The sequence below is a fragment of the Myxococcus sp. CA039A genome, assembly GCF_013336645.1.
GTDB classification, from domain to species: Bacteria; Myxococcota; Myxococcia; order Myxococcales; family Myxococcaceae; genus Myxococcus; species Myxococcus llanfairpwllgwyngyllgogerychwyrndrobwllllantysiliogogogochensis.
Window position 1 is genome coordinate 19,525 of sequence record NZ_JABUMQ010000094.1, and the last position, 13,231, is coordinate 32,755.

Genomic DNA, 13,231 nt, shown 5'->3' on the forward strand with positions numbered 1-13,231 from the left:
GCGGTGCCCCTCTCATTCCAGACGAGGGGCACCTGGGGGCGCGGCTAGAAGTCCCGGGCCCTGGAGCGGCGCTGCTGCCTCTGGAGGTGCTCCAATCCATCGCGAATCGCCTCCGCGTACTCGGGGCTCTCGTAGTGGAGCGTGAGCAGCCGCTCCCGGGAGAACTGGTAGCCCACGAGGCGCACGGTCGTCTCCCACGCCTTCCAGTTGGCGACGACCACGAAGCCACGGCGGGAGATGCTCACCTCGGGCTCCGAGATGGGACCGAACAGCTCGGGCGCCTCCGACTCGGAGGCGGCGCTCTCTTCAGGCGCCGAGGCCACGGCCGTGTCCCTCGAGTCATCCTCGTCCAGCGAGTCCCCCGCCGTCGTCGCCTCGACCAGCGGAGGCTGTCCCTCGGACACCCGCGCTCCCGACTCCGTGGGCGCGGGGAAGTTCGTGGGTGCGCCGTCGGGCGGAGCTCCCGCGACCTGCGCTCCCGACTCCGTGGGCGCGGGGAAGTTCGCGAGCGCCCCGTCGGGCGGAGCTCCCGCGACCTGCGCTCCCGACTCCGTGGGCGCGGGGAAGTTGATGGGTGCGCCGTCGGGCGGAGCCCCCGCGACCTGCGCTCCCGACTCCGTGGCGGCGGGGAAGTTCGAGGGTACGGGCGGAGCGCTCTGGGAGAGCAGCCACGCGAGGTCGAGCGACTCGCGGTACCTCTGCACGCGTCGCGATGAGCCGCGCTTGGCGGCGCGGCCGTACTTGGAGGTCAGCAACTCCACCACCTCCTGGTGGTCATTGCGCACGTCCGTGGGGGTCGCGAAGCGCACGAAGACGGAGCCCAGGCGCCCGTCCGCGAAGAGGAAGAACACCTGGGCGGGGTGCTCCGCCAGTGCCGTGGTGAGGACCAGGTCTCCGCGCGAGGTCTCCTGCGTGCCCGGGTACATCGCCCGGACCTGGTCGCGCGTCATGCCCCAGGACGTGGACTGGAAGCCGTCACTCGAACCGTACTTCTGCGCATGCACGGCGCGAATGGCGGCACGGCGCTCATGCACCGTCGGACCGTGGTGTCGTGAGCCGCAGCCGACGAGCACGAACAACAACAACGACAAACACCCATTGCGAAGCATTGAGGCCATCTTTCCGTTTCCCCGAAAGGACGGCGTCCGGAGCATCAGCCCGCGACCCTCCCCCCGAGGAATTCATGTTCGACCACCGGCACCCTGGGTCGAAGCGTATGGCAGATGGCCCGCCAAGGGCTACGTGCCCGAGCAGTCTGGTACCCGCGCCCGGTCCATTCGTTCAACACCGGAGGCCCGCCGTCGCCAGCCTCCGGTGAAGGACTTCCGCCTACCGGCTACAGCTCGTCGAAGATGAGCAGGCCGCGCGAGGTGTCGATGACATAGACATGGCCATCGCCCGGGATGCGCATGCCGATGGCGCCGTCATAGAACAGGGTGCCGCGAGCCCGGTCAGTCCCCCGCCAGGTATTGAAGTAGGCGACCTCCCGCATCTCCGAGGGACGCGACACGTCCAGCACCCGCACCCCGTGCTGATAGTGGGCGAGATAGAGCAGGTTGCCCTTCAGCTCCATGTTGTGGATGGAGACGCCCGGAGAGAGGCGGTACTCACCAATGAGCACGGGCTTGTCCAGGTCGGTCATGTCGAGCGCCCGGACATGCGCGCCCCAGTCCTCACCGCCCTCGAAGACGATGAGCCGGTTGTTCACGTAGTGCCAGCGGTTCGTGTGGCTGGTGGCGCGCGGATAGACATACTCCCCCCGCTTCACCACGTTCGTCGGGTCGCTCACGTCGAGCACCAGCAACCCCGCGGCCCAGTGATTGACGAAGAGGCGATCTCCCCACGACGTGGCGTCATGGGGGAACGAAGCAACCAGGGGGTTCACGCTCGGGTCCGCGTAGCGGCCGAGCAACACGGGCTCGCGCGCGTTCTTCACGTCGAAGATGAGCGTCTCCGGCGTGGGCGAGGCGGACATGACATAGAGCCGGTTGAGGTCGCCATGAATGGTGTGCGCATCGATGGGGCGACCGTCGGGCAGCGAGCGCAGCAGCTTCGGGTTCGCCGGCTCGGCGATGTCGAAGACGAGCAGGCCCCGGGCCGCGCTGGCGACGTAGAGCGCATCGTCCTTGGCCCACACGGCGTTCCAGTAGCTGTCGCCCGGGTACGTGATGCTGCTCACGAGCCGGGGCGCGGAGCGGTCACTCAAATCATAGACGAAGAGCCCGCCGGGCCCCGCGAGGGCGCTCTCCAGCGAGACGACATACGCGTGCCCCTTGGTGACGAAGACATCCGCGACGATGCCCTGGTTCACCACGCCCTCACCCACCAGGGTGAGCTTCGAGGCCTCCGCCTCGCCCGCGCGCCACTGGACCTTCTCCGCCTCGAAGGTGGCCTGGAAGCTGGGAACGCCGGCGAGGCAGACCGCGTAGCACCCCGTCACCCGGCTCGGGTTCGGCGCCTTGCAGCCCACGAAGGAGGACCGGAAGGCCCTGCCGTCCGGGAGCGTGCCGTGGTTGGAGAGGAAGAACGCGTTCCCGTCCACCCGGGCCTCGCGCATGGGATATCCGCCGTAGCTCACCACGCCCCCCGGCCGGAAGTTCATCGACCCGGTGAACTGGCTGTTGGCATTCTCTCGGATGTCGTTGCCAATGCCATGCACGGTGAAGTGGCCGTTGGCCTCCAGCCTCGTCAGCGAGTCTCGCTCACACGCGGACAGGTCGAAGGACTCCAGCGTGCCGCACTCGGCGGCGGCGCCGTCACGAGGCAGCAATGGACAGACGGCCAGGGGCTCCGGGGCCCAGTCCCCGTGGTCCTCGAGGACCTGCGAGGGACCCAGATTGACAGGCACTCCCTCGACGGGGACGACCTCCTGCGCACAACCCCCGCCAACGCTCAGGAACAGCGAGGCCACGAGCGCACCTCTCACGACATTCGTCATGATTCTCCATCCATGATGTCGGCCCCGGCCCTGACATCAACGCGATGAAGGTCTGCCCATATCGACGGAAGGTGCGGCTTTCTCCGGCGCCCTGCGGGTCAGCAGCGCCACGTCGAGCCCCACGCCCAGCAGCACGCCGACCGAATAACAGACGAGGTCGCTCCAGAGGAACCCCGCCCCCAACACCAGTCGCCCCGGCAGCGTGCGGCGCGCGGCATCCAGCCAGGGCGCGTGATAGCCCTGGCTGAACTCGATGCCGAAGGAGAACGCGAGCGCGACGGCGGCCACGGTGAGCGCGGCGCGGCGTGGGGCGAGGAAGCGCAGCAGCAGGAACACCAGGAGCGCCCACAGCGTGTCGCCCGCATAGGTGGCGAAGAAGGAGGGCCACGGCAGCGACTTCCTACGCGACGCCAGCCCCAGCGGAATCACCAGCACCGCCAGCCCCAGCGAGAGCAGGCGGGTGCGCGACGGGGAGGACGGGACAGGCGAAGGGCTCGGAGCGGACGTCACGCGCCCAAGACTACCCGAGCCGCGACGCGCGCCTCAGGGTTCGGCGGGATAGAGCTGCCCGCGCATCTCGCCGTAGTAGGTATGCGCCTTGGTGTGCAGGTTGAAGTAGAGCACGCCCTTGCGCGCGAGCGACTCCAGGCTGGCCAGCGTCTTCGTCTGCGCCAGGAAGCCCAGCTCGGCGGGACAGCTCTCCGGCAACCCGGGCTTCATGCCCTTCATGTCCTTGATGAAGACGACATTCGCGTGGGTGAGCTCCACCGTCAGGCGGCCCTCCGCGAGCGTCTTCGACAGGTTGCCCAGCTCCCCGAAATCCACCACCACCGGCCCGAGCACGCCGGGCGGACCGCAGTGGATGTGGAACATGAGGATGTCGGCGGGGTTGACGCCCTTCATCTCGAACTCGACGTAGGCGCGCGTCAGGTCCTTGGAGAACTTCAGCACGCCATGGCCCCGGGACTTGCGGGCCTCGCGAGGCGTCGAGGGCGCCGTGGCCCCCAGACTCTTCTCCAGGAGCTTCGGCGTCTCGGACTCCTCGCCGGGCTCCTGCGCGGGGCTGAGGAAGGCCTCGTAGACGGTGAAGGTCGTCGCGCCGAGCGCCGGGTCCTTCGCGTGCGCGGACAGCGTCAGCAACGTGGTGGTGGCGAGGGTGAAGAGCAGTGGCGTTCGCATGGCGGGCTCCGGCACGAAAGGACGCCCTCATCCGTAGCGTGGATGTCCGAAGCCGGGGATGGCCGAAGATGGACACCCGATGGCCGGATTCGTCCCACGAGCCTCACTTCACAGGGGTTCGAGGAAGCGACGGATGTGTGAGAGCACCTGCTTGATTTTGGGAATCTCGCAGAGCGCCTCCGGGACACTGAGGCGCAGGGGCCGCTCGCGGCCCACCACGTCCGCGAGCACGGGCACCAGCGTGCCCTCCCCTTCGCCCGGGTCCGCGAACGCCACGCTGGGAATCAGGCCAATGCCCTGCCCGGCCAGACAACACACCCGGATGAAGTGGATGTCCGACGAGACGAGAGCGGGCTCCACCTGGAACGAAGGCCCCCGGAGCTGGGGCCACAGGCACGCGTCGTCGCCCGGAGCCTGCCAGGACAACAGCTCATGACCCTCCAGCTCCTCCACCGTGCCGGGGATACCGCGCCGACGCAGGTAGTCCTCGCTGGCCAGGAGCCCCTCGCGCACCCGCAGCACCACCTGGGACATCCAGGGCCCCCGGGGCAGCCCCTCTCCGAAGTGCGCCGCCAGGTCCACGTTGTCGAGCGGCTCCGCCAGCGGATCATCACTGAAGCTCGCATGCACGCGCAGCAGCGGATACGTGGCCCGCAGCAGCGCGAAGAGGGGCGCGAGCAGGTGCGGCGGCAAGCCCACCGGCAACACCACCCGCAGAACACCGGAGGGCGCCTGGCCCACCTCGCGCAGCGAGGCCACCAGCGCGCTCGTCTCCTGCATCATCAGCCGGCCACGACGGGCGAGCATCTCCCCCGCCTCCGTCAGGACGATGCCCGTCCGGGTGCTCTTCAGCAGCGGCACCCCGGCACGCGCCTCCAGCGCCTCCACGCGCCGCCGCAAGGTCGTCCGCGACACCGCGAGGGAGTCCGCCGCGGCCAGGAACGAACCCGTCTCCGCGACACCGACAAAGGCACGCAACTCTTCCAGGTCCATGCTCTCGCCCCGCCGGTGCGGGCTCGCCGGCCCCCACCATGACGCCTCCCGGGGACGAGCATCCTCGGGCCCCTCCAGGACCGCAAGGCGGGGAGTGATGCCTGGAGGACACTCCCACCACCCTCCGGGGCAGCCCCGCAATGACATCCACGACATACCGCTGAAGCCACGCAACCTGGAACCGATGTGGGCCGATAACCCAGACAAGCGCGGTTCTCACACCCCTTCCATTCCGGGCCTTCACAAGCCAACGCCACGCGCGCGGGATGGACTCCGTCGAGGTCTCGTCACATGGGCACTCCTCCCATCTCCGGAAGCACCCCGAAGAAGGTCTACCTCCCGCCTCCCGAGGAGAAGCCCACGCCGAAGCCCGTCGTGGACAAGAAGGCCCAGGTCAACGCACCCAAGGACGAGTTCGAGACGGCGGACGCCGCGGCCAAGAGCAAGCCCGTGGAGCTCCTGGCCGGCTCGCCTCCCGCGGGGGGAACCAACCCGGTGGTGCCCACCAACGGCACCACCTCCGCGAAGTACCAGGTGGGTCCGGCCACGCGCCCGCCCATCCACCACGACAACGGCTTCCTGCAGAACCCCGCGGACCCGAAGGACACCAAGCCCATCGCCACGAAGGACCCGTCCTTCTCCGACTACGCCGCCAAGGCGAAGTGGGAGCTGAAGCTGGAGGCCGCGAAGACCTTCCGGCCGGACCTCCGGGACGGCACCGCCGCGTATGACCACTTCCTGCACGGCAACGGGAAGGACCGGACGTTCAACTACGAGCGCTTCGTCACCCAGGATGAGTCCGGCAAGCAGGTCCTGAAGAGCGCCACCCAGGACACCCAGAAGGCCGCCGAGGCCCAATACGCGGCCATGGTCGCCAAGGACCCCTCCCTGGCTGGCAAGCCCGTGACGTTCCAGCTCACCGGCGGCCCCATCGGCGTGGGTGGCAACGACGGCAAGTTCCCGTATCCCCAGTCGGAGAACTGGCAGAAGGCCATCGGCGGGCACAGCATCTGGAATAGCGCCACCGTCACCGTCACGCCGCCGGCCAAGCCGGGTGACAAGCCCTCGTTCTCCATGGACATGACGGTCCACGCCGAGGACCGGTATAACTTCAATCCCAATCAGAAGGACATCGCCACCGGCATCCCGGACTCGGACAACGGGCGCTTCGAGCAGACCGGACTGGCGCACCAGTACACCCAGACAGGCACCGTGCAGCGCAAGGTGACCTGGGGACAGGGCGACATCGAGAATGCCACGTCGACTCCCATCGAGACCGGCCGCTGAACCCACGACGTTCCGACATATCCTCGGGGGAGTCCTGGTCCTGGCGTGTGCCGCCTCGGGCTGCAAGGACTCGGACTCCCCACCCACGAGCGTCCCCATGAGCCAAGTTGCGACCTCACCCGCCAAGACGGGCACCGACCTCGCTTCACTCGAGCAGGTGGTGAACCTTCCCCGGCGCCCCGTGTCCGTCCAATGGCGCAAGGCCATCCGGGGCAAGGTGGGCATGGGCCCCACCGACTGGGAAGTGATTGCCGTGCTGGAGTACTCGGAGGCGGATGCCCAGGCGCTCCTGGCCACGCTGACGCCCACGGAGCTCGCCCCGCCCACGCTGAACGACGGGGGCTGGCTGTCGGCCACCACGCGCAAGTCCCTGGAGCGCGCCCGGGCCTACGACGCCTCCGCCTTCTACCGGCCCCCGCTGCAGAACGGGACGGTGCTCCACGTGCCGAGCACGAACACCTTCGTGCTCTCGCTCTTCACGCTGTAGTCCGAAGGCCCGCGCGGTGGCGGCGCTCGTCGAGCCGCGCGGTGCCTTCCAGCGTCGGATGGCGGCTCAGTACGCCGCGTCCGTGGCCGAAGCGCCGTCGCTGGCCTTCTTGTCGCTGCCGCCCTTGTCCTGCTCGGTGAAGAAGTCGGCGCTGATCTGCTCGTACAGGGACTCCACCGCGTTCGCCGCCAGGACCGTGGCCGCGCGGTGTAACCCCGCCGAGCGCTTGGACATCACCGTCCCGCTCGAACGCTTGAGCACCTGGCCCTGGGCGTCCACCAGCCGCGCCTTGTAACGAATCTGCGCCTGGACGGCCGCCACGCTGGCGTCCGTGACGGCGAAACTCAGCTCCGCCTCGAGCACCTGGAGCTTCAAGTCCGCCGGCGTGGCATCCAGCCGGAAGGCCGAGCCGAACCCGACGCGAAAGCCATCCTCGAGCGTGCCGCGCCACTGGTCCACGTCCAGCTTGTTAGCCGCCTCATTGGAGACGACGAAGTGGTCCCGCACCGCCGACTCCAGCACCAGCCCCAGGGTCGCCTGCTGCTCCGCGAGGTCGATGTTGGGACGAGGGGCTCCGCGTTTGACATACACCGTGCAACCACTGGCGAGCAGCAGCGCCGCGAGGGCAACCACGATACGGAACCCGGATACGGAACAGGCTGACATGCGACGACCCCCACGAACACAGGAGGCGTCTGCCTAACAGCCCTCGCCCGCGCATGGCAAGCCGCCCATCCTCCACCTTTATTTGCAACATGATTACTCAAGTATTGAATTGGCGTTTTCGCCGGACAGATTCGCGCCCATGGGACGCTTCAATTCGATGTTCGGCGGCGGCACCGGTACCGGGTTGGCAATCTCGCGGTCGGGAGACACCGTGATGGGCGGCCAGGCGCTGGCCCCCTGAGCTCTCCCGGGAGCGGCCGGGCCATACCCGGCGGCGCTGCTCGCCGCTGGTGCACGGGTGCTAGCATCCCGGCACTCCCCTGTCGGGAATCGCCATGGCCCCCACTCCTTCTGGAAGAACTTCGTCGAACGGGCGCGGACGCTTGAAGACGTCCACCCCGCCGAAGTAGCGATGCGCGCGACGATGCCAGGGCTGTCCACACATCGCGGGAGCACGGGGATGCGCGCCGCCGGGGGCATGCTGGCCCTGCTCGCGCTCTTGCTTGGCACGGTCGCCGTCGCGCAGGTGAACGGGCGCGAGCGACGCATCGGTCAGTTCTACCACTCGCGCTGGACGGTGAAGGACGGCGCGCCGGGACAGGTCTCCGCCCTGGCGCAGACGCCGGACGGCTTCCTGTGGATGGCCTCGGCGGCGGCGCTGTACAGCTTCGACGGCGTCCACTTCCGGCGCTTCGAGCCGCCCGATGGCCAGCCCTTCAGCAGCATCCAGACGCTGTATGTCGCCCCCGACGGCGCGCTGTGGGTTGGCTTCATCCATGGCACCTTGGCGCGCCTGAAGGAAGGCCAGGTCACCCGGTATGGCGAAGCCCAGGGCCTGCCCTTGTCCCAGGTGACTTCGTTCGCCACCGATGCCCAGGGAGCGCTCTGGGCCTCCACCAGCCTTCGCGGCGTGTACCGCCTGAACGGGAGCCAGTGGGAGCGCATCGCCGAGCCCTGGGGCCTGCCCGCGGCGGAGCAACGGGGCCGCGCGATGTTCGTCGACCGGGACGGCGCGCTCTGGCTCGCGCTCGCCGACAAGGTCTACCACCTGGAGAAACACGGCCGCGCGTTCCGCGACACGGGCATCACCGTGAAGTGGGTGAGCCTGATGTCCCAGGCACCCGACGGCACGCTCTGGGTCGCCGAGCCCACCGGCGCGGTGCGCCCCATCGGACTGCCGGGCGGCAAGCCCTACCCTGGCGCGGGGAGGCTGGAGGTCCAGTCCGCGGGCGTGCTGTTCGACCGCGAGGGGAGCCTGTGGGCCACATCGCTCGGTGACGGCGTGCGCCGCATCGCGCATCCCGAGCAGTGGGGTGAGCGGCGCATCACCCGGCTCGACGAGGCCGGAGAGCCCTTCACCGAGAGGGACGGCCTCAGCTCCGACTACACGTGGCCCATCATCGAGGACCGGGAGGGCAACCTCTGGGTGGGCACCAGCGGCGGGCTGGACCGCTTCCGTCACAGCACCCTGGTGCTGGCCGAGTTCCCTCGCGGCTCGCATGACTTCGCCATCGCGGCGGGAAACGACGGCGCCCTTTGGGCGGGCACCACCAACCGGCCGCTGATGCGGCTGCGCGACAGGACGGTGGACACCTTCGACATCGGCGCCCCCATCCTCGCCACCCACAGGGACCGGGATGGCCAGGTGTGGCTGGCCGCGGAGAACGGCCTCTGGCGCATCCAGGACGACAAGCCCCTGCGCGTCGCGGACCTCCCGGCACCTCCTCCCGCGTACATCCACGCGATGACGAAGGACGCGCAAGGCACGCTCTGGGCCGCGCTCGTCGGAGGGGGCCTGTACCAGTTGCGGGATGGGACCTGGACGTCGCTGGAGGCGCGCACGGAGCTGAGGGCCCGGGAGCGCATCATGGCCGCGGCCACCGACCCCCAGGGCCGTGTCTGGCTGGGGCAGACGCAGGAGCTCCTCCGCGTCGAGGGGACGGACGTCCGTCGCTTTGGCCGCGCGGACGGCCTGGAGCTGGGCATCGTCACCTCGCTGAGCGCGGGCCAGCGACTGTGGGTGGGTGGGCAGTTCGGCCTGGCGCACTTCGACGGGCAGCGCTTCCACACGCTCGACGTGGAGGACGAGGAGCCCCTGCGCGGCGTCTCCGCCATCGTCGAGCTGCCAGACGGAGGCCTGTGGGTCCACGCGATTCCCGGCATCCTGCACCTGCGCGCGGACGAGCTGGCGCGCGTCGTCGCCGAGCCCGGCCGTGCGGCGCGGTGCGAGCGCTTCGACTTCCTGGATGGTCTTCCGGCGCGGCCCACCCTGCTGCGCCCGCTGCCCACGGCGGTGCGCGGAACAGATGGACGGCTGTGGTTCGCCACCAGCAACGGCGTGGTGTGGATAGACCCGACGCGCATCTTCCGCAATCCGTTGCCGCCGCCCGTGGCCATCCATGCGGTGCGCGTGGATGGACAATGGCTCACCCCGGGCCCTGGCGCGCTCAGCCTGCGTGAGCAGGCGACGAACATCGAAATCGACTACACGGCGCTCAGCCTCTCCATCCCCGAGCGCGTGCGGTTCCGCTACCGGTTGGAAGGCGTGGACACGGCGTGGCAGGACGTGGGCGGCCGGCGCGAGGCGTACTATTCGCACCTGTCTCCGGGGCGCTACCGCTTCCAGGTGCTCGCCACGAACAACGACGGCGTCTGGAACGAGACGGGGGCGGCGCTCGAGTTCGTCCTCCCGCCCGCCTTCTTCCAGACGTGGTGGTTCCGCGCGGTGTGTGGCGCCGCCGTCGCGGTGGCGCTGTGGCTCTTGTACCTGCTGCGGCTCCGGCAGGTGCGGGCCCGCCTGCGGCGACTGCTGGAGGAGCGCCATCTGGAGCGGGAGCGCATCGCGCGCGAGCTGCACGACACGCTGCTGCAGGGCATCCACGGGCTGGTGCTGCGCTTCCAGGCGGCGGCGGAGATGGTGCCCACCGGACACCCGGCTCGCGTGGCCATGGAGAAGTCCCTGGAGCGCGCCGACCAGGTGCTCGTCGAGGGGCGCGACAGGGTGATGGACCTGCGCGCCACGACGGTGGACCCGGGGGAGCTGTCCACGGCCTTCACCCAGCTGGGAGAGGAACTGGGGCACGAGCGGCGCTCCGCGCTCCACGTGGTGGTGGAAGGCACGCCCGTCGCGTTGGACCCCGTGGTGCGTGACGAGGTCTTCCGCATCGGTCGCGAAGCCCTGGCGAACGCGTTCCAGCACGCCGGCGCCCGGCGCATCGAGGTGGTGTTGACGTATGACTTCGCCCAACTGCGCCTGCGCGTGCGCGACGACGGGCGCGGAGTCGAGGAGGCCTTCCTCCTGGCGGGCGGCAAGCCCGGACACTGGGGCCTGTCGGGCATGCGCGAGCGGGCCGTGAAGCTGGGCGCGCGGTTGGACATCCGGGGCCGGGAGAACGCGGGGACGGAGGTCGAGCTGCGCGTCCCCGCGGCGACGGCGTATCAGGACTTTCCGCAAGGCACCTGGCACCGGCTGCGGCGGCTCGTGGGCGGCCTGCGCTGAGGACCTGCCCCGTCGCGAAGGCCCGGTGAGCGCGGCCTCCCTCCATCAGGGGAGGTGAGCGAGGTGGCGCGGGAGCACAGTGGAAGCGAGCTTCACTCCTCCTGCCCCGAGTGCGCGATGAGCACGACGTCCCCCGATACGATTGTCTTGATTCACGGCCTTTGGATGACGCCCCGGAGCTGGGAGCACTGGGTGGAGCGCTACAAGGCGCGGGGCTACAAGGTGCTCGCGCCCGCCTATCCAGGCCTGGAAGTGGAGGTCGAGGCGCTGCGCGAGGACCCGTCCCCCATCGAGAAGCTCACGATTGAAGAGACGGCCCACCACCTGGAGACGGTCATCCGGGGGCTTCCGCGTCCGCCCATCCTCATCGGCCACTCGTTCGGTGGCGCCATGGTGCAAATCCTGTTGGACCGGGGGCTCGGGGCCGCGGGCGTCGCCATCGACTCCGTGCAGGTGAAGGGCGTGCTGCGGCTGCCGTTCACCACGCTCAGGGCCACCTTCCCCATCCTCGCCAACCCCGCCAACCGTCACCGCGCGGTGCCCTTCACCCACGAGCAGTTCCGCTACGCCTTCACCAACACGCTCACGGAGGCGCAGTCCCAGGCCGTCTACGAGCGCTACCACGTCCCCGCGCCGGGCCGCTTCCTGTTCGACGGAGCGCTGGCCAACTTCAACCCGCATGCGGCGACGAAGGTGGACTTCGACAAGGAGGACCGCGCGCCGCTGCTGTTCATCGCGGGGAGCGAGGACAACATCATGCCGGCGTCGCTCAACAAGTCGAACGCGCGGCACTACAACAGCGGAGTCGTGGCCTACAAGGAGTTCCCCGGCCGCTCGCACTACATCTGCGGCCAGGAGGGCTGGGAGGAGGTCGCCGACCACGCGCTCTCCTGGGCCCTGAATCCCACGGTGTGACGCCACTCGCGCCCTGCTAGCCTCGCCGCGTCTATTTCTTCCCGGCGAGGCACCATGAAGAAGCTCCTCATCATCGCGGGTGTGCTGTTCGTGGCGGTCGGCGGACTCATCCTCAAGACGTTCTCGGACGCCGGGCAGTTCAAGAGCCTCTCTCCCCACGCCCCCGGAAAGTGCAAGCCCGTGTCGGGCATGCCGGGCGCGGAGGACATCACGTTCCATCCGGGCCTGGGCTACGCCTACGTCTCCTCGGACGACCGGCGCGCGACGATGGCGGGGAGCCCCGTGACGGGCGGCATCTACCGCTACGAGCTTTCGGGCACCGCGCCCCCGGTGCTGCTGACGGGCGGCTTCTCCCCCGACTTCCATCCGCACGGCATCAGCCTGCACGTGGACCCGTCCGGCGCGCAGACGCTGTTCGTGGTGAACCACACCCAGGCCGAAGGCAACCGCATCGAGCGCTTCGAGGTCGGCGAGGACGGCCTGCTGGTCCACCGGGCCACGTTTCGCGACGCGCTGCTCGTGTCGCCCAACGACGTGGTCGCCATGGACGCCCAGCGCTTCTACGTGACGAACGACCACGGCAACCCGCCGGGCATGAAGCAGCGGGTGGAGGACTACCTCCAGCTCGCCCAGGGCAACGTCCTCTACTTCGACGGCCAGCGCTTCCAGGAGGTCATCCAGGGCACGAAGTACGCCAACGGCATCAACCGCTCCCTGGACGGGAGCACGGTGTACGTGGCGCAGTCCGTGGGCCGCTCGCTGAGCAGCTACGCGCGCGACCCGAAGACGGGCGCGCTGACGCTGCTCAAGACGCTCGACCTGGACTCCGGCCCGGACAACATCGAGCTGGATGCCGAGGGCAACCTCTGGATTGCCTCCCATCCCAAGCTGCTCGACTTCGCCTCCCATGCGGGCGACCCGACGGGAAAGACCCGGTCACCCGCGCAGGTGCTGCGCCTGACGGGCAAGGGCGCGGACCTGAAGGCCTCGGAGGTGTTCCTGGACGATGGCAGTCAGACGTCCGGAACGGCCACCGCCGCTGTCTTCGGCAAGCGGATGCTCCTGGGCCCCGTGTTCGAGAAGGACTTCCTCGACTGCGAGCTGCCCTGAGCCGCGCGTCAGAATCCAACGAGCCATCACCCCCGAGTCCCAGCCGGCTTGTCCTGACTTGAGGGCCTCCCCACCCTCCTGGCTGCCAGGACAGGGGGCGGAGGCTTTCGCCCGGGGGAGAACGGCGACATGGGCGGTGGGCTGAGTTGGAGGGGGA

11 protein-coding genes are annotated in these 13,231 nt (G+C 69.3%); 5 read left to right on the forward strand and 6 right to left on the reverse strand.

From position 1 onward, the window contains the following. Positions 1-44: 44 nt before the first annotated feature. The 5 genes from HR086_RS17560 to HR086_RS17580 form a co-directional block, all read right to left on the reverse strand. Entirely contained in the window at positions 45-1,118 is a 1,074-nt protein-coding gene (locus HR086_RS17560) for a hypothetical protein (RefSeq protein ID WP_174466176.1), read from the reverse strand. 218 nt (positions 1,119-1,336) lie between these two features. Further along, the gene (locus tag HR086_RS17565) at positions 1,337-2,938 is read right to left on the reverse strand and encodes an LVIVD repeat-containing protein (protein ID WP_174466177.1); all 1,602 of its coding nucleotides are present in this window, start codon (positions 2,936-2,938) and stop codon (positions 1,337-1,339) included. A gap of 36 nt (positions 2,939-2,974) precedes the next feature. Further along, positions 2,975-3,448, reverse strand: a complete 474-nt coding sequence (locus HR086_RS17570) for a DUF2809 domain-containing protein (protein ID WP_217439505.1) — start codon at positions 3,446-3,448, stop codon at positions 2,975-2,977. A gap of 33 nt (positions 3,449-3,481) precedes the next feature. Then, a complete protein-coding gene (locus tag HR086_RS17575; RefSeq protein WP_141642599.1) occupies positions 3,482-4,117 on the reverse strand; it encodes a CHRD domain-containing protein in 636 nt (211 codons plus the stop codon). Between the two features lie 108 nt (positions 4,118-4,225). Then, positions 4,226-5,110 carry a LysR family transcriptional regulator gene (locus HR086_RS17580; protein WP_174466178.1) on the reverse strand — a complete coding sequence of 295 codons (885 nt, stop codon included), beginning with the start codon at positions 5,108-5,110 and terminating at the stop codon, positions 4,226-4,228. Between the two features lie 291 nt (positions 5,111-5,401). On the opposite strand from HR086_RS17580, the gene HR086_RS17585 reads away from it, so the two are divergent. After that, the gene (locus tag HR086_RS17585) at positions 5,402-6,397 is read left to right on the forward strand and encodes a hypothetical protein (protein WP_141642597.1); all 996 of its coding nucleotides are present in this window, start codon (positions 5,402-5,404) and stop codon (positions 6,395-6,397) included. A 97-nt stretch (positions 6,398-6,494) separates the two neighbouring features. Beyond that, positions 6,495-6,884 (forward strand): hypothetical protein, encoded by a 390-nt coding sequence (locus tag HR086_RS17590; protein ID WP_141642596.1) that lies wholly within the window; start codon positions 6,495-6,497, stop codon positions 6,882-6,884. A 66-nt stretch (positions 6,885-6,950) separates the two neighbouring features. On the opposite strand, the gene HR086_RS17595 is transcribed toward HR086_RS17590, so the two are convergent. Then, the gene (locus HR086_RS17595) at positions 6,951-7,517 is read right to left on the reverse strand and encodes a hypothetical protein (protein ID WP_174466179.1); all 567 of its coding nucleotides are present in this window, start codon (positions 7,515-7,517) and stop codon (positions 6,951-6,953) included. Positions 7,518-8,010: 493 nt separating this feature from the next. On the opposite strand from HR086_RS17595, the gene HR086_RS17600 reads away from it, so the two are divergent. From HR086_RS17600 to HR086_RS17610, 3 genes are all read left to right on the forward strand, one after another. Continuing rightward, positions 8,011-11,049: a sensor histidine kinase gene (locus HR086_RS17600; protein ID WP_174460589.1), complete on the forward strand. Its 3,039-nt coding sequence runs from the start codon at positions 8,011-8,013 to the stop codon at positions 11,047-11,049. A gap of 117 nt (positions 11,050-11,166) precedes the next feature. Next, a complete protein-coding gene (locus HR086_RS17605; protein WP_141642593.1) occupies positions 11,167-11,964 on the forward strand; it encodes an alpha/beta hydrolase in 798 nt (265 codons plus the stop codon). Positions 11,965-12,018: 54 nt separating this feature from the next. After that, the gene (locus HR086_RS17610; RefSeq protein ID WP_174466180.1) at positions 12,019-13,074 is read left to right on the forward strand and encodes an SMP-30/gluconolactonase/LRE family protein; all 1,056 of its coding nucleotides are present in this window, start codon (positions 12,019-12,021) and stop codon (positions 13,072-13,074) included. Positions 13,075-13,231 lie beyond the last annotated feature (157 nt).

Bases quoted from the DNA above. Each gene is read 5' to 3' on its own strand.
- HR086_RS17585 (WP_141642597.1), top strand. From the start codon at position 5,402: ATGGGCACTCCTCCCATCTCCGGAAGCACCCCGAAGAAGGTCTACCTC.
- HR086_RS17580 (WP_174466178.1), bottom strand. From the start codon at position 5,110: ATGGACCTGGAAGAGTTGCGTGCCTTTGTCGGTGTCGCGGAGACGGGT.
- HR086_RS17560 (WP_174466176.1), bottom strand. From the start codon at position 1,118: ATGGCCTCAATGCTTCGCAATGGGTGTTTGTCGTTGTTGTTGTTCGTG.
- HR086_RS17610 (WP_174466180.1), top strand. From the start codon at position 12,019: ATGAAGAAGCTCCTCATCATCGCGGGTGTGCTGTTCGTGGCGGTCGGC.
- HR086_RS17575 (WP_141642599.1), bottom strand. From the start codon at position 4,117: ATGCGAACGCCACTGCTCTTCACCCTCGCCACCACCACGTTGCTGACG.
- HR086_RS17600 (WP_174460589.1), top strand. From the start codon at position 8,011: ATGCGCGCCGCCGGGGGCATGCTGGCCCTGCTCGCGCTCTTGCTTGGC.
- HR086_RS17590 (WP_141642596.1), top strand. From the start codon at position 6,495: ATGAGCCAAGTTGCGACCTCACCCGCCAAGACGGGCACCGACCTCGCT.
- HR086_RS17605 (WP_141642593.1), top strand. From the start codon at position 11,167: ATGAGCACGACGTCCCCCGATACGATTGTCTTGATTCACGGCCTTTGG.
- HR086_RS17565 (WP_174466177.1), bottom strand. From the start codon at position 2,938: ATGACGAATGTCGTGAGAGGTGCGCTCGTGGCCTCGCTGTTCCTGAGC.